This window comes from Tenacibaculum agarivorans (assembly GCF_001936575.1).
Taxonomy (GTDB): domain Bacteria; phylum Bacteroidota; class Bacteroidia; order Flavobacteriales; family Flavobacteriaceae; genus Polaribacter; species Polaribacter agarivorans.
The window spans coordinates 22,989-40,867 of the sequence record NZ_MSMP01000001.1; the positions used below are offsets into that span (position 1 = coordinate 22,989).

Annotated in this window: 20 protein-coding genes; 11 read left to right on the forward strand and 9 right to left on the reverse strand. The window is 30.9% G+C overall.

From position 1 onward, the window contains the following. Positions 1-60: 60 nt before the first annotated feature. The 3 genes from BVC87_RS00075 to BVC87_RS00085 are packed head-to-tail and all read right to left on the reverse strand — an operon-like array spanning position 61 to position 1,396. The gene (locus BVC87_RS00075; protein ID WP_075340299.1) at positions 61-324 is read right to left on the reverse strand and encodes a hypothetical protein; all 264 of its coding nucleotides are present in this window, start codon (positions 322-324) and stop codon (positions 61-63) included. A gap of 4 nt (positions 325-328) precedes the next feature. Next, positions 329-901, reverse strand: coding sequence for a sigma-70 family RNA polymerase sigma factor (locus BVC87_RS00080; RefSeq protein WP_234974605.1), 573 nt, complete (start codon positions 899-901; stop codon positions 329-331). A gap of 15 nt (positions 902-916) precedes the next feature. Then, the gene (locus BVC87_RS00085) at positions 917-1,396 is read right to left on the reverse strand and encodes a nuclear transport factor 2 family protein (RefSeq protein ID WP_075340300.1); all 480 of its coding nucleotides are present in this window, start codon (positions 1,394-1,396) and stop codon (positions 917-919) included. A gap of 117 nt (positions 1,397-1,513) precedes the next feature. Between BVC87_RS00085 and panB the strand changes: the two genes are divergently transcribed. The 9 genes from panB to BVC87_RS00130 all read left to right on the forward strand — a co-directional run bounded on the left by panB (position 1,514) and on the right by BVC87_RS00130 (position 9,164). Then, positions 1,514-2,332, forward strand: a complete 819-nt coding sequence (gene panB, locus BVC87_RS00090; RefSeq protein ID WP_075340301.1) for a 3-methyl-2-oxobutanoate hydroxymethyltransferase — start codon at positions 1,514-1,516, stop codon at positions 2,330-2,332. Between the two features lie 21 nt (positions 2,333-2,353). Continuing rightward, positions 2,354-2,734 (forward strand): hypothetical protein, encoded by a 381-nt coding sequence (locus BVC87_RS00095; RefSeq protein WP_075340302.1) that lies wholly within the window; start codon positions 2,354-2,356, stop codon positions 2,732-2,734. A 7-nt stretch (positions 2,735-2,741) separates the two neighbouring features. Next, positions 2,742-3,680 carry a 2-hydroxyacid dehydrogenase gene (locus tag BVC87_RS00100; protein WP_075340303.1) on the forward strand — a complete coding sequence of 313 codons (939 nt, stop codon included), beginning with the start codon at positions 2,742-2,744 and terminating at the stop codon, positions 3,678-3,680. Between the two features lie 217 nt (positions 3,681-3,897). After that, complete coding sequence (locus BVC87_RS00105; RefSeq protein ID WP_075340304.1) at positions 3,898-5,766, forward strand: RICIN domain-containing protein; 1,869 nt, start codon at positions 3,898-3,900, stop codon at positions 5,764-5,766. Positions 5,767-5,858: 92 nt separating this feature from the next. Next, on the forward strand, positions 5,859-7,244 hold the full coding sequence (locus BVC87_RS00110; protein WP_075340305.1) for a right-handed parallel beta-helix repeat-containing protein: 1,386 nt from the start codon (positions 5,859-5,861) through the stop codon (positions 7,242-7,244). Between the two features lie 49 nt (positions 7,245-7,293). Continuing rightward, a complete protein-coding gene (locus tag BVC87_RS23900) occupies positions 7,294-7,710 on the forward strand; it encodes a response regulator transcription factor (RefSeq protein WP_075340306.1) in 417 nt (138 codons plus the stop codon). A gap of 97 nt (positions 7,711-7,807) precedes the next feature. Beyond that, positions 7,808-8,314: a DUF4199 domain-containing protein gene (locus BVC87_RS00120; RefSeq protein WP_075340307.1), complete on the forward strand. Its 507-nt coding sequence runs from the start codon at positions 7,808-7,810 to the stop codon at positions 8,312-8,314. Positions 8,315-8,322: 8 nt separating this feature from the next. Further along, complete coding sequence (locus BVC87_RS00125) at positions 8,323-8,778, forward strand: DUF1801 domain-containing protein (protein WP_075340308.1); 456 nt, start codon at positions 8,323-8,325, stop codon at positions 8,776-8,778. Then, positions 8,775-9,164: a VOC family protein gene (locus BVC87_RS00130; RefSeq protein WP_075340309.1), complete on the forward strand. Its 390-nt coding sequence runs from the start codon at positions 8,775-8,777 to the stop codon at positions 9,162-9,164. Before BVC87_RS00125 ends, BVC87_RS00130 begins: the two co-directional genes overlap by 4 nt. On the opposite strand, the gene BVC87_RS00135 is transcribed toward BVC87_RS00130, so the two are convergent. Continuing rightward, the gene (locus tag BVC87_RS00135) at positions 9,159-10,664 is read right to left on the reverse strand and encodes a hypothetical protein (RefSeq protein ID WP_075340310.1); all 1,506 of its coding nucleotides are present in this window, start codon (positions 10,662-10,664) and stop codon (positions 9,159-9,161) included. The two genes, BVC87_RS00130 and BVC87_RS00135, sit on opposite strands and share 6 nt — an antisense overlap. Positions 10,665-10,818: 154 nt before the next feature. Between BVC87_RS00135 and yiaA the strand changes: the two genes are divergently transcribed. Beyond that, positions 10,819-11,307 carry an inner membrane protein YiaA gene (gene yiaA / locus BVC87_RS00140; protein WP_075340311.1) on the forward strand — a complete coding sequence of 163 codons (489 nt, stop codon included), beginning with the start codon at positions 10,819-10,821 and terminating at the stop codon, positions 11,305-11,307. Between the two features lie 106 nt (positions 11,308-11,413). Here yiaA and BVC87_RS00145 read toward each other — a convergent pair whose 3' ends face one another. Then, positions 11,414-12,469: a hypothetical protein gene (locus BVC87_RS00145; protein ID WP_075340312.1), complete on the reverse strand. Its 1,056-nt coding sequence runs from the start codon at positions 12,467-12,469 to the stop codon at positions 11,414-11,416. 211 nt (positions 12,470-12,680) lie between these two features. Here BVC87_RS00145 and BVC87_RS00150 point away from each other — a divergent pair, with 211 nt between their 5' ends. Next, complete coding sequence (locus BVC87_RS00150; RefSeq protein ID WP_075340313.1) at positions 12,681-13,181, forward strand: hypothetical protein; 501 nt, start codon at positions 12,681-12,683, stop codon at positions 13,179-13,181. A 69-nt stretch (positions 13,182-13,250) separates the two neighbouring features. On the opposite strand, the gene BVC87_RS00155 is transcribed toward BVC87_RS00150, so the two are convergent. From BVC87_RS00155 to BVC87_RS00170, 4 genes are all read right to left on the reverse strand, one after another. Continuing rightward, complete coding sequence (locus BVC87_RS00155) at positions 13,251-14,120, reverse strand: OmpA/MotB family protein (protein ID WP_075340314.1); 870 nt, start codon at positions 14,118-14,120, stop codon at positions 13,251-13,253. 93 nt (positions 14,121-14,213) lie between these two features. Then, entirely contained in the window at positions 14,214-16,028 is a 1,815-nt protein-coding gene (locus BVC87_RS00160) for a GNAT family N-acyltransferase (RefSeq protein ID WP_075340315.1), read from the reverse strand. Positions 16,029-16,078: 50 nt separating this feature from the next. Then, positions 16,079-17,332, reverse strand: a complete 1,254-nt coding sequence (locus BVC87_RS00165) for an aspartate kinase (RefSeq protein ID WP_075340316.1) — start codon at positions 17,330-17,332, stop codon at positions 16,079-16,081. Further along, positions 17,319-17,804, reverse strand: a complete 486-nt coding sequence (locus tag BVC87_RS00170; protein ID WP_075340317.1) for a GNAT family N-acetyltransferase — start codon at positions 17,802-17,804, stop codon at positions 17,319-17,321. Before BVC87_RS00170 ends, BVC87_RS00165 begins: the two co-directional genes overlap by 14 nt. Positions 17,805-17,879 lie beyond the last annotated feature (75 nt).

Here is a 17,879-nt window from a genome sequence, read left to right on the forward strand (position 1 = left end):
AAATTCCGTTCAATCTAACAAAAAATCAAAAAAACGGTTTCATTTAAAACCGATTTCTTTTTATGAAGACACCTGCTTCAATTTTTCTTTTAGTAGTTCTTTGTCCTCACTAGTCATGCAGTGAGTTTCCTGCTTACAGTCTAACGCTTTTGCTTTAAATATGTCTGTTAACTTAGCATTCTGCTTAGCATATAAAGAACATATTTTACAAGTAGCTATATGAAACTGAAGCTTAATTTTCTCCAATGTTGTAGCCTCACCATATTGAGATTTATTGCAAATCTCATTAGCTTCTTGACATGTAATTTTTAAAAATTTAAACATCTTTTTATTTATTAAACCAATTTTTTTCCATACAACTTCTCAACTGAGTTCTAGCTCTATGGATAATTACCCATAGGTTGGACGGAGTAATATCTAGCTCCTTACAAATTTCTTCAGTTTCAAACTCTTGAATAGTTTTCATTCTAAAAACCATGGCATATTTTTCTGGAAGATTATCGATACAAATATCTATCTGACTCTTTAATTCTTCATTTTCAATATTCCTTTCGGTTTCACTATTCCATGATTGCGGCACACGCTCTTCTATCCAATTTCCTTCATTGTCTCCATCTTCATAAAAATTCATTCTTACCTCTGCTTGTCCTTTTTTAGAATTGATTTTTCTATAGTAATCAATTATCTTACGTTTTAAGATAGAAATCAACCAAGTTCTTTCTGTCGATTTCCCTTCAAAATTTTTAGCAGAGCGTAATCCTGCAAAAAATGTTTCTTGAACAAGATCTTTTGCTACATCGCTGTTACTAACTCTAACAACAGCATAGTTATACAGATAATCTGAATAGTTATCTATCCATGTATCAGGATTTAACGTGTGTGTTTCCTTAATTTTATTCACGAGGGCAAATATACATTATTTTTTTTCTAGACTTACTCTACATTCCTGTCTTCTTCTCATATCAACTAAATAGATAATTTCCCATTTTCCATTGTTATTAAATAACTGAAAAGAATTAGCTCCACAGTGACTAAATGTATCATTCAAATAAAACTCATATGGAGTCCAAACTGAAGCCAAATTTCCATCTATTTGTATTTGATAAGACAATAGTTTTTCAAAATAAGTATCTGAACTTTTTTTAGAAGCAATAGCCTTTAATAATTTTTGTCGTGTTTCACTTACTAAGATTTTCTCACCTTTCTTATTTGTATATGTGGTTTGAATCTTAATATCCTTATGCAATGTTGTGCCAACTAAAGTAGAATCTCCTTGATGTAAACCATCAAAAAATACATCAATCACCTTTTTAATTTGCTGTTCTTCAGTTGCATCTTGTGCTATCCCTGAAAAGGTAAGCAAGACTAAAATAAAGAACGAAGAAAACTTGAACATGAACTAAAACTTTAACGTAAATCTAAAAAAAAAGAAGGGATTAAAATCAAATTAACAGAAGATTAACGAGTTTGCAGTATTTTGTATATTTTTACTCGATTTTAAACAAAAAACCATATGTCAGTAGCAAAAAAAGAATACAAGAGAATTACTGTGAAATCGTTGATTGAAATGAAAAGCAATAACGAAAAAATTTCTATGCTTACTGCATATGATTATACCATGGCAAAAATTGTTGATGGTGCTGGTATAGATGTAATTTTAGTTGGTGATTCAGCCTCTAATGTAATGGCTGGACATGAAACTACGTTGCCTATCACCCTAGATCAAATGATTTACCATGCAAGCTCTGTAATTCGTGCTATTGAACGTTGCTTAGTTGTGGTAGATTTACCTTTTGGTAGTTACCAAGGAAATTCCAAATTAGCATTGGAATCTGCCATAAGAATTATGAAAGAAACAGGTGGACATGCTGTAAAATTAGAAGGTGGTGCAGAAATAGAACAATCAATTTCAAGAATATTAACCGCTGGTATTCCTGTTATGGGACATTTAGGATTAACTCCGCAATCTATCTATAAATTCGGAACGTATACTGTACGTGCAAAAGAGGAAGCAGAAGCTCAAAAATTAAAAGAAGATGCTAAGTTGCTACAAGAGTTAGGCTGCTTCGCTTTAGTATTAGAAAAAGTACCTGCTAAATTGGCTCAAGAGGTTGCTGAAAGTTTAACCATTCCTGTAATCGGAATTGGTGCTGGTAGCGGTGTTGATGGACAAGTTTTAGTGACACACGATATGTTAGGAATGACGCATGAATTCAATCCTAGGTTTTTACGTCGTTATTTAGATTTACATGCTGAAATGACTAGTGCATTTGAACAGTATATTACTGATGTAAAAAATGTGGATTTCCCTAATGAAAATGAACAGTATTAAGACTTCACTAAGTCATGATATATGGATCAAGTCTTCGATTTAGTCTATAAATTATTAAAATGGATTTCTGCAGTAAGTGGTTTTACTTATAGAGAGATTAATATTATAGTATATTTCATTATCATTCCTTCATTATTTAGTTTTCTACTGAGTAAAATTTTTAATCAGAAATATATAGTATTAGGTTTTCTGGCATTTATAGCGCTTACTGTACTACTCATTCCTAATTTTGAAATTTTCTCACATTATTTATTTGATTATTGTGTTGATTTTTTAAATTGGTTTCAGCATTTAGGAATGAATTATATACAAGCCTCAGTAGTCATATGTGTAATAATACCGACTATAATAATAGGGTCATTATTATATTTCAAGAACAAAACTTCTAATAACATTAATTAAAAATAGCATGAACGTTCTTCATCTAGACACCAATCACCCATTATTAATTCATCAATTATCAGAATTAGGTTTTACTAATTACGAGGACTATACCTCAAATAAAGAAGAAGTAGAAGCTAAAATTCATGAATACGATGGCTTTATTATTAGAAGCAGATTTACTATTGACAAACAATTTTTAGATAAAGCCACAAATCTTAAATTTATTGGCCGAGTTGGTGCTGGATTAGAAAACATCGATTGTGAGTATGCAATTACTAAAGGAGTACAATTAATCTCTGCTCCCGAAGGAAACCGAAATGCCGTAGGTGAGCATGCTTTGGGAATGTTACTTTCTTTATTTAATAAACTTAATAAAGCTGACAAAGAAGTTAGAGAAGGGAAATGGTTACGCGAAGAAAACAGAGGAATTGAGTTAGACGGAAAAACTGTTGGACTCATAGGGTATGGAAATATGGGAAAAGCTTTTGCTAAAAAGCTCAGAGGTTTTGATGTTGAAGTTTTATGTTATGATATTAAACCGAATGTTGGGGATGAAAATTGCACACAAGTTTCACTAGAGAAACTTCAAGCAAAAGCAGATGTGCTAAGTTTACATACACCCCAAACTCCATTAACCATAAATATGGTCAATAAAGACTTCATCAATGCTTTTGCAAAACCTTTTTGGTTAATCAATACAGCTAGAGGGAAATCGGTAGTTACTTCAGATTTAATACAAGCTCTTGAAAACGGAAAAGTTTTAGGTGCTGGTTTAGATGTGCTTGAATATGAAAAAAAATCATTTGAAAACTTATTTAACGAAACCAGTATGCCAGAAGCTTTTCAACATCTCATTCAATCAGATAAAGTTATCTTGTCTCCTCATGTCGCTGGATGGACTATTGAAAGTAAAGAAAAATTAGCACAGACCATAGTAGATAAAATCAAAAAGGCATTTTCTTAGAAAGCTCTTTCCTACTTTTTTATCAAATCTTAATCATTTTTCTTAATACCACAATTTTTTAATTATTGGCAAGTTATACTATTATGTGTTTTTTCAAAAGAAAGCATGTATTCTGGATCCCCACAGTTAAAGATCAACTTAACCAAATTGATCTCTTACACTGATCAACTACAATGTAGTTTATTATACTATTAATCAACCCCATAATTACCCTAAAATGAAAACTGTAAACCCCTTATTACTTGTCGTGGTATTACTAATATGTTATACTACGTATGCGCAACCAGCTCCTCCCCCAGGGAAGAAATGGAAAAAAATTGAAAACCTATCTGATGAATTCAACAATGGATTTAACACCAATAAATGGGCTAAAAATATTCCTACTTGGGAAGGGAGAAAACCTGCCCGATTTGAAACCGCTAATGTTTCAGTTTCTAATGGAAATTTAAAATTAATTGCTAAAACTAAAGACAAACCATTTTCTGGATGGACACATGAAGGTGCTGCAGTTAGAAGCATACATAAAGCTCCATATGGATATTATGAAACAAAAATGAAGGCCAATAAAACATTTATGTCGTCTACATTTTGGTTAATCAACGAAGCCAATCAAGGAACTTCTGCCTGTGACAGAAGAGTTACTGAATTAGATGTTGTAGAAGTCGTTGGAATCGATACTAGAAACCCTAACGGTAGCTTTCCTAATAAAATGAACTCTAATTCTCATAGTAGACAACCTTGGTGTAGTAATCCTCCAGGCGGTCAATTAAGTAATTGTCCCTGGCCTGCTGGATGTAATTATACAAGAGGTTCTGTAGGAAATAAAGCAGATATTGGAGAGCCTTCTTGGGCAGACTATCACACTTATGGCGTTTGGTATAAAAACAAAGATCAAGCAACTTTTTATTTAGATGGAAAAGATGTAGGAACCATAAACTTACCTTCTGATTTTAATTTAGATATGTTTTTACGATTTGTTGTGGAAACTTATGATTGGAATCCGCCAAAATCTGGTAAAGATGGAATGAATAGTTCTTTATCTGATCGTACTACATATTATGACTGGGTAAGATCTTATGAATTAGTTGATGATAACACTCCAACTACTGACAAAGTAGCTTTTAGTAATCCTCCAACAAGTATTCCTTCACAAAAAAGTTATACGTTCAATATTAACTATCAAGCCAATACAAACAGAGAAATTGTTGTTGAGTTTTGGTCAGCATCAAAATGGTTAGGAAACAAAGTAGAAACCGTCTCAAAAGGTAGTGGAGCAAAACCTATTACTATTACTTTGTCAGAAGCTCCGACACCAGGCACAGGTTACTTATACAAAACGCATATTAGACCTATAGGAACTACATGGCGAGAAGCTATAGATAGAGATCAAATAGATAATATAACTGTACAAGCCGCACAACTTATCAATAATGGAAATTACTTTATAGGATCTTCTAATCAACGTTTGTTGGCAAGAGGTTTAGAAAATCATAGTGCGAGAATGCACAATCCAGGAAATTGGAATGATCAAAAATGGACCTTCAATCATTTAGGAAATAATGTATATACCATAAAAAACTTAGGTAGTAATAGATTTTTAGAAGTTCCAAACGGACAATGTGGTAATGGTAAAAACGTAGCTACTTGGACCGGATCATCTAAAGATCATCAAAAATGGATTGTTACAGAAAATAGTAATGGTATTTATAACTTACAACCTTTACATTGTACAAGTGCTGCTTTAGATAGAGCTGGTGGTGCTACAGATGCTAATGTTCACTTATGGAGTTACAGTAAAACTAATAACAATCAGAAATGGAGCATTACTCCTATTGCTGCAGCAAAATTTAAAAATAAGTTTAGCTCACCTAAAATTAGCATGTATCCAAATCCTACTTTAAGTACAATTACTATTTCCGGATTAGAAAAAAATGATACTATTAAAATAATAAATGCTAATGGACAAGAGTTATTCAGTAAGAAAACAGATTCTGACAGCGAAATCATTAATACTGATTTTTTAAATTCAGGAATGTATTTTATTTCTGTTGTTGGAAAATCAACAGCACAAATTGTAAAAAAGTAACAAAAAATCAAAAACTAAGGTCACTAATTTAGTGGCCTTTTTATTTTGTAAATTGTTCTCAGTTTCTAAAAACAAAATTTTAAAAATTATTTATGAAAAAATTAATTCCCTTAATTACTATACTTTTATGTGTAATATCTTGCTCTAAAGATGCTTCTATAAATTTTAATCAAGCTACTGAATTATCAGATTCAGACCCTAACAACCCCAATCCTTTCAATGGAGTAATGGAGCCGATCACTAATCTTCCTTACCCGGAAATCCCAACTAATTCCTACACTATAGATATAGCGCAATGGGACATCCCAAACAACAGATCAAACCCTGAAAAAACTACAGATAATTTACAAGCTGCAATTGATTGGGCTGTATCGGAAGGATATGGTATCATCAATCTTCCTAAAGGACATTATTTGATTGGAAAAGAAGGTAATGATATTTATCAAGCAGGAATTACACTAGACAGTAATGTTGCTTTTTTATTAGATAAAGATGCAATTCTTGAAATGGGTAAAAATAACAAATGGAATTATTGCGCTATTGCTATACGAAACAAAACTAACGTAGTAGTTTCTGGAGGCACCATTTTAGGAGATCGGGATTACCATGTTTACACTCCAAGAAGTTCAGATGGCAGTACAGTACATGATGAAGGACATTTGATTTGTATAGAAGGAAAAAGCAGTAATATTACCGTGCAAAATACCACACTCGCTAAAGCTAATGGAGATGGAATTTTAACCGTAGGTAGCCCAAAAGGAGAAACACAAGGGCTAAAAGATGTTGTAATAAAAAGAAATCACTTTACTGATAATAGAAGACAAGGCATTTCTTTAGTAGGTGCTTCAAATATTTTAATTGAAGATAATGAAATACATCATACTAGTGGTACTCCTCCTCAATTTGGAATAGATTTGGAAGGAGCTGGTAGAACTAATGAAAATATCACTATTAAAGACAATTATTTTCACAATAACAGAGGTGGAGATATTGTAAATACTGATGGTAAAAATATACTTATAGAAAATAACATCCTTACTCAAGGAGAAGACAGTCAATATATAGATGGACCTTTAGTGTATTGGAAAAATGCTGACATGAAAGTTCGAAATAACAACATTACCATGCGAACAGTTTCAGTTAATAATTGGAATGGAATTATTATGTATTCTAATGACAATGCGAAAATCAACCCTGCAACTACATATATTGAAAATAATATATTAAACAATTGTGGAATGTATATGTATAAAGGTGCAGATTTAGTTATTAAAGATAACTTTATGGATAATGGACATTTAGCCTTTCTAGAAATGACCAATCTTACTTTGGAAAATAATAAAGTAGAACACGATAATAAATGCTGGGCCTACCGTTTTCTTCAAGTATCAGGTTCTGCTTCTGGAAATACATATAACAATGCCCCTTTTGATATTCCATTAACCTCAACTCCGTGGGATGGTTGTTGGATTCGATAAAATAGAATGAAATATTAATAGTTAAAACTCTTATTTTTAAATTAGAAGCATGAAAAAAACAATTCTTGTTTTTGGTGCTTTAAGTTTAGTATTATTAGTTTTATTTCAACTTAGCAAATACTCAATAGCAACAGGGAATTTAAACACTGATTTTTTTGTTGCTATAATTGCTATTCTATCTTTCGTCATTGGTATTGTTTATCATAAAAAAACGAATCAACTTCCCCAAGAGACCTCTTCAAAGCAAGAAATCGATCTTCAAAAAATCAAGGAATTAGAAATTACTACTCGAGAATATGATGTCCTTCAACTTATCGCAAAAGGAATGTCCAATAAAGAGATTGCAGATGAGCTTTTTCTTTCCGAAAGCACCATAAAAACACATGTTTCTAATTTACTCTCCAAACTAAACGCCAAAAGGAGAACTCAAGCACTTCAAATTGCTAAAGAGCTCAATATTATTTAGTTTTATACTAAAGTATGAGTACATTGGTACTTTAGTATGAGTACATTTTGACTCACTCATTTTACATTTGACCTATCATTTAAAATTATGTTGTCTTATGAAACAAACTATTATCAAATACGGTCTTTTTAGTTTAATAACAGCAAGTGTTCTATTCTTTTTAGCACTTACTTTAGGCAAATCGTTGCCATATTCTACACAGGAAATTATAGGTTACTTATCCATGATAACTTCATTATCTTTTGTGTTCTTAGGTATCAAATACTTTAGGGATAAGGAAAACAATGGGAAAGTAAGTTTTGGAAAAGCTCTTGTAATTGGTGTATTGATTTCAGCTTTTGCAGGAATTGGTTTTGGAATTATGGACTATGTTTATACGACTCAGATCAATCCAAATTTTGCATCTGAATATTTAGAAAAGAGTTTAGAGGTTATGAAGGTGTCTTTATCTCCTGAAGAATTTGAAATTAAAAAAGCTGAGTTAACTCAACAAATGCAACAATACGGAGGATCAGGTTTTATGGCATTCATCATGTTTGCTACAGTAGTTATTATAGGATTTATAATATCTTTATTATCAGCATTATTTTTACAACGTAAATAGTTTAATTCATGAAATACGAAGCATCTACACCAGAGGAATACATAGCTCAACTCCCTGAAGAACGTAAAATGGTTATTGAAAAGCTCAGAGAAGTTATTAAAAACAACATTCCTAACGGATTTGAAGAAGGGATTAATTACAATATGTTAGGCTACTATGTTCCTCATTCAATTTATCCTGATGGTTATCATTGTGACCCTAAATTACCGCTACCGTTTATGAATTTAGCTTCTCAAAAAAATTCTGTGAATTTATACCATAGTGGCATTTATGCTAACCCAGAAATTCACGATTGGTTTGTTAATGAATATCCTAAACATAGTAAACGTAAATTGGATATGGGAAAAAGTTGTGTTCGATTTAAAAAAATGGATGATATTCCTTATGAGCTTATTGCGGAGTTGTGCACTAAAATAAGTGTTGAAGATTGGATTAATACATATGAAAAAAACATCAAGAAATGAAAAAAGGTAAAGTAACAGGTATTGGCGGTATATTTTTTAAAACTGAAGATGTAAACGCTACAAAAGAGTGGTATAAAGAACATTTAGGATTTAATACGGATGATTGGGGATGTACATTCTGGTGGAAAGACAATGAAAATAATAAAGCCTCAACACAATGGAGTCCTTTTAAAGAAAACACTGATCATTTCCTTCCTTCTAAAAAAGACTTTATGTTTAATTATCGAGTTGAGAATCTAACAGAACTTCTTGAACAATTAAAATCCGAAGGTGTAACTGTACTTGATAACGTTGAAGAATATAGCTACGGAAAGTTTGCCTGGATTATTGATTTAGATGGTAATAAAATAGAACTATGGGAACCCAACGATGAAGCTTTTCTATAGCTCTTGAGCTTGTGAAATTAAATCTAAAGTAACCTCGTATACAGGCTCATTTATCATTTTACTTTTTAGCCAAGCATAAAAACTCATTACAAATATATCTTCTTGCTTGGCTCCAACCCAATCAAAAGAATTTTCTAAAGTAGAAAAAAAAGTTTCAGACGTTATCTCTTTAGGATTGTCATAATACAAAGCTACATACTTTAAAAAAGTCAATACACGCTCCTGCCCTATTTCTTTTAAATATGCACCATATTGCCTTTTAAAATTCGATAGTCTATTTTCAAATACATCAAAATTATCTAACTCAACTAAAAGCAAAATTTCTATTAAGTTCTTTTTAATTACCCATTCTTTTCCTACTTTTTCTATATACCATTTATCCGTATGGTACAGTTTTGACACTAATCTATAGGATACCTTTATCTCTCCTTTTTGAGAATAAAAAACCACTAAACTTAAGTGTAAATCTAATACACCAATAACATCTGTATGTTTTTTCTTTAAAGTCTCTTCTAATATTAGGATTGCTTTATCTTGTTGATTGGAGTAATTTAAATTTAAGGTGTATAATAATGTATGTTTCAATCTAAAAACACGTTCATACTTTCGCTTATTTTTTAAAATTTCAGCGTTCATAAGCTCCAAAAATGTTAATGATTTTTCAAACTGCTTGGTTCTAAACAATGTGTTCGCAATCATATACAATACATGAATGTGATAAAATCGTTCTCTTTCTTTATTTGGATGCTCTTTTAATAATGCATACATATCTAACATAAACGATTCTACTTGCAAGTAATCTTTAGAAACAAAAGCAGAAATACTTGCTATTGTTAACAACTGATATAGAGATTTGAACGATAATGTTTCATCAATATCAATATTTTGCTCGTGAAGTATTTTTAATACAATTTTCTGAAAGTCTACAACCTCTCCTTTAGTTGTAATTTTATTTAGTATTGCTCTTACTTTAGCATACACAATATTGAGCTCTTCTTCCAATCTAGCGAGTTCCCTGTTCTTATTAAATTCAAGAATTAAGTCATTTAAGCTTTCTTTTTCATTACTATGTGCATATTGAATTTTTAAATGATAAATTTCATTTAAATATGGATATAGTTGATAATCTTGCGCAATAATCTTTGCTTTATCTAAAAGTTTAAAACCTAAGACTAACTGACCTTGTTCTAGAAAAGAACGTGCAACCAAAATATATTTAATCACTTCAACTTTCTCTGAATTTTCCTCTTCTAAATTTATGCTAGCTAAAAAATCTATTAACGATTCGTATAATCTTTTTCTTAATGCATGATATGCATCTTTTTTCTGATTTGGATACAATTGTTCACACATTTCTTGAGAAGACAATTCACCAGTATAAACTAATCTAAATAATTCAATATTCTTTACATCAGTTCTTTTGTTCTTTTTATTTAAAAAAGTAAGGAATCTGGAGTAATCATCTGTAGAAAATGAAGAAATAACAGTCTCTAAACTCATTTTTAATCATCAGTTTTAATTACAAAAACTCAATAAATTTAATTACTAAAATAATTTTATACATTAATATATCATCAGTTTTTTAAAAAAAATGTTTTCAGTACTTACTTTTCTATTTCCATTTTTGTCCTGTAATCATTTAAAACAAATTATTATGGATTATCAAACAACAATTTCAAATACAGAAACTGCTAACAAGAAAGAAAAAAGAAAAGAAAGAGAAATTTACGATCAGAAACCAACAGGTGCCTTTGTAGGTGCATCTTGGGCATCTTTATTTGTGGGAACAATTGCTTTTTGTATTGGATTATGGAACGCCGATATGTTACTAAATGAAAAAGGGTACTATTTTACCATCTTACTATTTGGACTATTCTCAGTAATTTCTGTACAAAAAGCCGTACGAGATAAGCTAGAAGGTATTGAAGTAACGCAAATGTACTATAGCATCAGTTGGGCAACTACTATAATTTCTATACTTCTTTTAATTATTGGTTTATGGAATGCTGATTTAGAATTGAGTGAAAAAGGGTTTTATGGAATATCATTTTTATTAAGTATTTACTCAGCAATTGCAGTCCAGAAAAACACAAGAGATATTGCTTATATAGAGAGAAAAAAACAAGAAGACATTAAGAGTTAATGTTTGATAATTCAATTAGTTTTTCTAGTTGAAAACAATACCCAACAAAATCAATTGTTGGGTATCTTTTTTAAAATAATCCTACTTATTTAAAAAACAACTCTCATTAATCTAATAACTCGAATTTTTCTGCATAAATTCTTTTATATTCTGTATACTTTGCTCCTTTTTCATCACTAGCTACTGCAGCTACTACAGAGATAGAGAAGTCTATATCTTTAGAAATTGGCAAACTATCAATTACCATTGAATTCCCTGTAGAAGAACCTAAAACAGTTCCTAGAACATTAGAAGATAAATGCACATTATATTGTATCGGCTTGGTTGAACTAACTTTTGGTGTTGTCCAATACACTTTAAAACCAGATCGTGTTATACTATCAATAGATACCTTAAAATCTGAAATTTCAATTTTCTTTGGTGTCCTAAATTCAACTTTTTTAAATTTTAGTCTACCTTCATTATCTTGATCTTTGGCTACAATTTTAAGCTTATAATCAGTTTCTGCTTGTAGTGATGGAATTGTTAGATATTGCCAAGCAAAAGACTTTGTATAATTCTCTTGTACTTTTTCATCATTCAAAAATACATCGTGTCTATATTTTGAAAAGTTTTCTGGTGAATCGGCAATCCAACGAAGTCTTATTCTATCAGGATTGATATAATTAAAAAATACATCAAAATCATCCTGCGACGTCTGTATTTGATAACGAACTTCATCTATAACATCCCAACTTTCAGAATTTGAATTGTATTGAAAATAATTGCGTAAATTATCAACACTCCAAGTAGGCAATGCTATTAGATTCCCATTGGTTGTATGAGACGCCATTATAAAATTAGCATCTACATGAGTAATTGTATATGTCTCTGTAACAGTTCCTGCATTAAAGTTTTTAACAATACGATTTCCTAATCTTTCAAAATAAGAACCATCTTTCAAAGCCCAACTGAAGATCGGATTTGATGGTTGCGGCATTGAATCTTTAGCTTTAGCGAATACTTGTGCTACTTTCTTTTTAAAAAACTTTGGCAATGTGGGTATAGGTTGCTCAATAGTAGAAACATCTGTATCAAAACTCTCTATTTCATTATTCTCACAAGAAGTAACAAAAATCAGCACCAAAACTACCATTACGGCTTTCAAAATTTTCTGTGTCATTGTAATTTAATTTATGTGGTTAATACCACAAAAGTATATTGACAATTGTCCCCACAAAACCCCTTTTTCCGTGAATCCAAAACACTATTTATAGGGGAGTAAGCTATTTTTAGCACTGATGAAATTGCTGCAATACATTTATTATTTACGACCTATTTTACATTATTTTTATTTTTATAAATTTGATAACTAACTTTAAATCAAAAAGAAAATGTCTGAAGAAAATAAAAATTTAGAAGATCATGCAAATGATGCTGCTGAGCATGTTGAAAATACAGCAAGTGAAACTACTGAAGAAACTACAAATACAGCTAAAGAAGCTTTTGATACTGCCGCTGATAAAGCTACTGAATTAGCTGGTGAAGCGAAAGAAGCTTTCAATGATGCGAAAGAAAAAGCTGGAGAATATGCTAAGGTTGCTGAAGAAAAAATCTCAGAATTTGCTGGTGATGCAGGTGAAAAATTAGCGGATTTAGCTGATGATGCTAAGGATGCTTTTAATGATGTAAAAGAAAAAGTTAGCGAATTACTAGCTAGTGAAGAAGCCCAAAACATTAAAAATAAAGCTAATGAGTTTGCAAAAGAAGCTAAAGAAACTTTAGATGACGTAGCTGAAAAAGCTGCAGATTTTGCAGAAGATGCAGCAGAGGAAATAAAAGAAGCTAAAGGAAAAACAAAGAATTTCTTCCAACGATTATTCGGAAAGAAATAAGAAAGGTCTATAAAAATAAAAACTAATCCTTTTCAGGATTAGTTTTTTAAAGAAATTACACATTCTAAACTATGGGGCGATAGTTTCTTCTTGAGCTAATAGTCCAAAGAATTTATCAAGATTTGGTAAAATCACAATTCTTGTTCTACGGTTTCTAGCTCTGTTTTCTGAAGTAGAATTATCTACTAAAGGTATAGAACTCCCTCTACCAGCTGCAATTAATCTACTTGGTTCTACTTTATATTTTTTCTCTAATAATCTTACAATTGAAGTGGCTCTTTTCACACTTAAATCCCAGTTGTCCTGTAATACTGCATTGTTTATTGATCTAGAATCTGTATGACCTTCAATCATTACATCCATACTTGGTTCTGAGTTAATTACATCAGCTAATTTTTGGATTAATTTATACGCTTTTTTCTTTACTCTATAACTTGCTGTGTTGAATAATAACTTATCAGAAACAGAAATCATTACTACAGTTTGATCAATATCTACATTAACATCCTCTGAACCTTCTAAATCAGAACTATTAATAGATTTCTTTAAGTTATAGGCTATAGCAACGTCCATAGAATCTTTTAACGTTTTAGCATTAGCCAATTCAGCAGGATCAACTTTTGTTAAAGTTGCTCTCATTTTCTCTTTCATTGTATTAGAAATGACAGCATTTTTACCAACCATGTCTAATTTCACATTATTTTTAGCCTCAAGATCAGAATTGTAGTCTTTTAATGAATTTATCTTTTCATTATAGTTTTCTACTCTCTTTTCAATTTTTGCAAACTTCGCTTCTAACTCTTTCTTTTCAAAAGCAGTTTTCTGCAAATTCCCTTTTGTATCTTGGTATTGTTTTTCTAAAGCTAAATACTTCTTCTTAGAAACACAAGAAGAAAGTGACAACGTTAGCGCACTTAGAATTATAAAAGTTTTTCTCATCTTAAATTAAATTTATTACTATTGGGTTAAAGAATAACGAAAAGCTTTTATAAATATTATGTATAAAAAAAAGTGATCGTAATGATCACTTTATTATTTATTTGCGTTTGCTTGGTTCTCTAAGGCTTTCCGTTCTAGTTCTGCTTGGAACTCTTCTAGAACTGGTTTCATTGTACTTTCAGGTATATCTGCAACCTTAATATACATCAAACCATCCACAGCATTATTAAATTTAGGATCTACATTAAACGCCACTAATCTTGCATTTTGTTTTACATATTTTTTTATTAATACTGGTATTCTTAATGCACCTGGCTCTATTTCATCAATAACTTTATCAAACTTATTCATATCTGACTGTGTAGCATCAAATACAAAATCTTTATCTCCATCTTTCAGCTTTACTTTAAACTCTTTCTTAGGATGGATATACTGTGCTACATAAGGATCGTAATAATGAGACTTCATAAACTCAATCATTAACGATTTTGAGAAATCTGAAAATTGATTACTAATACTCACACCTCCCATTAAATATTTATGTTTAGGATAACGGAGTGTAATATGTATTATTCCTTTCCATAACAAAAATAAGGGCATCGGTTTTTGCTGATAATCTTTAATAATGAAAGCTCTACCCATTTCTATGGTATTCTCCATCATTGGATACAACTCTGGTTCTATTTTAAACAGTGAATGTACATAGAAACCATTAATACCATAGCGTTTAAAAATTCCTTTACCAATCCCCATTCTATAGGCTCCCACTAATTTCTGGCTGTTGTTATCCCACAAAATCAAATGGTGATAATACTTATCAAACTTATCTAAATCTATCGAATTGTTAGAACCTTCTCCAATTTCTCTAAACGTGATTTCTCTTAAACGACCTATTTCATGTAATACATTTGGAATTTCTTTTGCCTCAGTAAAAAACACTTCATAGCTTTTACTCTCTAACAAACGTTTTCCTTTATCTCTAAGTCCGTCAATTTCTTTAACAAATAACTCTGGATTTCTCTGTGAGCTTATTTTCTTTGCTTTTTTAGGTAATTTTAATTTTTCAGTAGAGATTAACTTCTGATTTTTTTCAAAAGGATTGGCTAGCATATATGTTTTCTTACGCAAGAACTCATAAAACGCAGGTGTCTCTTTATAATTATCTTGGTCTTTAACAGATATTGGTTTACCTATCCTAACCTTAATTACTCTATTTTTTTGTGATAATAATTCTGAAGGAAGTTTTGCTGTTCGTAGTGTATCACTGATTCTTGATAACACATAGAAAAGTCTACTATTTTTAGCATGAAAATAGATAGGTATTACCGGCACTTTTGCTTTCTTGATTAATTTAACAGCGCCTTCTTCCCATTCTTTATCAACCATTAACTTTCCATCTCTATAGGTAGACACTTCTCCAGCAGGGAAAATACCTAAAGGCTTTCCTTCTCTTAAATGTAATAATGCATTTTTAATTCCTGCTACACTTGATTTTGCATCTTTGTGTGTTTCAAAAGGATTTACGGGCATTACATAGGGCTTTAATGGCTCTATTCTGTGTAATAAAAAATTAGCAATAATCTTATAATCCGGTCTATGTTCAACTAATAAACGTAACAATAAAATACCGTCTATTCCTCCTAACGGGTGATTAGAAATGGTAATAAAAGGACCTTCTTTTGGAATACGTTTAAAATCTTCTTCAGGAATTTCAAATTCAATTTGGAATTCATCTAACAATCCTTTTAAAAAAGGAAGGTCATTTAAATGTTTATGTTTATTGTATACCTTATTTGCAGTAGAGATTCGCAAAATCTTCATCAATAACCAGCCGATAAACGTACCCAAAAAACCTAGCTTATCAACTTTTATTGCTTTTGCGACTTCTTTTGATGTAACTAAACCCATAGTAAGTTTGGTTTTAACCTAACCGCAAATATATAAGAAAAATATGATGATTATACGTTTTCTTGTATGACTAATTGCGCCGTTTCTGTATTAATCTGTCTAATAATAGCTTTACCTTTCTTTTTAATACTATCTAAAGCATCATCATTAAAATGTCTGATTGTATATAATGTAACATCTTTATATGACTTTATTTTAAAGGTTTCTTTTAAATCATTATAAAATTTATCAAAGCTATTGAACTTATCTTCAACACATACAGAAAAACTAATTGCTGAATTCTGAATTAAGTTCACTTTTAACTTATAATCGTGAAGCTTTTTAAATACATCACTAATATTATCTTCTACCATAAAAGAAAAATCTTTTGCTGCTACAGAAATCAAAATTTGATTTTTCTTTACAATATAACAGGGTACTTCAGGCTCAATTCCATTCGATTTTAACACGGTTGTTCCTGATCTATCTAAATCATCAAAAGAACGAACATATAGTGGAATTTGTTTTTGCTCTAAAGGTTGAATTGTTTTTGGATGAATAACAGAAGCTCCATAAAATGCCATCTCAATAGCTTCGGTATATGATATTTTTTGTAATAATTCTGTTTCAGTAAAAACTCTTGGGTCTGCATTTAAAACACCAGGCACATCCTTCCAAATGGTTACATTATCTGCTTCTAAACAATACGCAAAAATACCCGCAGTGTAATCTGAACCTTCTCTACCTAATGTTGTAGTATATTCTCCATTATTCCCTAAAAAACCTTGCGTAATATTAAGTTTAGATGTGTCTACTTTTTCCTTAATTATAGTTTCTGTAAGCTCCCAATTTACTTTTGCATCTCTATAATTACTATCTGTTTTAATATATTCACGAACATCTAACCATTTATTTTCAATTCCTATTTTAGTTAAATACGCACTTACTATGGTAGTGGATAAAATTTCGCCAAAACCAACAATTTGATCGTAAACATAATCATAATCATCAGAAGTATTAATTGCCATTCGGCCTGCTAACTCTCCAAATAAATAGGTAACTTCAGTATATACTTCATCTCCTTTTTCAAAAAGGCCATCTAACATTTCAATATGAAAATCTTTTATGGCTTGTAATGCTGGTTTTACATCATCAGTTCCTTCTGTGTATGCTTTTATTAAACGTTCAAAAGCATTAGTCATCTTACCCATAGCAGAAATTACTACTAACGTATTTTCTGTTCCTTGATGTTGTAAAACTCGTACAACGTTTCTTACGGCATCAGGACTTTTTACTGATGCTCCACCAAACTTAAAAATTCTCATTTATAAATTTTTCTAAATTTTGTTCATTCATTTGAGCTACGTTCCAATCTCTTAAAACATTCGCCCCACTATTTTCGTAAAAGGTAATAGCACTCGTATTCCAATCTAACACTTCCCATGCTACCCTTTTATATCCGTTTTCATACGCATATTTTAGTACCGCACTATATAAAGCTTTTCCTGCACCAATTCCTCTTTTTTCTTGAGTTACCATTAAGTCCTCTAAATGAATTGCTTTTCCTTTCCATGTAGAATAACGCTCATAAAATAAAGCCATTCCTATAATAGTACCATCCTCTTGTTCTGCAACAAACGTATTGAATCTTGGATCTTTTGAAAATCCATCAGACTCTAAATCTTTAACCGATACTTCTACAGCATCAGGTTCTTTTTCAAAAACAGCTAATTCCACAATTAAATTGTGAATAGACTCTGCATCTTTTAATTCTCCTTTACGAATATGGAAACTCATTTCTTAAATTTTTCAACAAAAATAGGCTTTATAGTACCCTTTTAAAAAAAATTACAAATTACAACACATCACATT